Below are 738 nucleotides of genomic sequence, written 5' to 3' on the forward strand. Positions count from 1 at the left end.
GCTGCTTGCTTTGCGTCGGCGTGAAGTATGTCTACGCGTTGACCCCGCTGGTCGAGGTTCACAACACGTGCGATGGCAGCGAGCACAGCTTTTCTTTCATCGAACATCCAGCATTGCCGGCGCCTCTCACGAAGCTTCACTTCGACTGCGCGCTGGGGACATCCGCAAAGGTGCTCAGTTGCGCTGACGGCACGCTGCGCGCGGCCGTGCAGGATCAAACCGTGGAAGTGAAGTTCGATGGACGCCTGCAGCGCAACGGCGACTGGCAGGCCAAGGCGAAGGCCAAGGCACGCGCGATGACGCTGTCCGAACTCACCGGACGCTACGCCACCGACAAGCTGGATTTCGACCTGTCGGCGCAGATCATCGCAAAGGCCGGGCACATCGACGGAAAGGCGCAGGCGGCACTGCCGCGTGGGCAGATCTACATCGAACCGGTTTTCGTCGACTTCGGAGCCGCACCCGCGACGCTCGAGGCCACATGGAAGTTCGGCATTGCCGGCGGACGGCTCGATGTTCCGCAATTCGAGATCGTTCAGAACGGCGTGATGCACATCGCCGGTCGCGCGACGAAGGTCATGACGCCAAAAAAAATAGAGATCCGCCCGGGGACGTGCGAGCACGGACGCACTCGCGCCAGTCTGGGCGGAAAACCCAGCAAGTGCACGCACGCAGAGCAGGGGTGGTGAGCAGATTGCTGGAAACACACACAGAAAACTACTAAGCTAGTGAGGACAT

1 protein-coding gene is annotated in these 738 nt (G+C 61.2%); it reads left to right on the top strand.

Annotated elements, in window-relative coordinates; translation table 11 throughout:
* On the top strand, positions 1–689 hold a 689-nt coding region (locus tag CSC66_RS17185; RefSeq protein WP_238394452.1), incomplete at its 5' end, for a hypothetical protein.
* Between the last annotated feature and the right edge of the window lie 49 nt (positions 690–738).

The organism is Pseudoxanthomonas kaohsiungensis (assembly GCF_010211765.1).
GTDB lineage: Bacteria > Pseudomonadota > Gammaproteobacteria > Xanthomonadales > Xanthomonadaceae > Pseudoxanthomonas > Pseudoxanthomonas kaohsiungensis.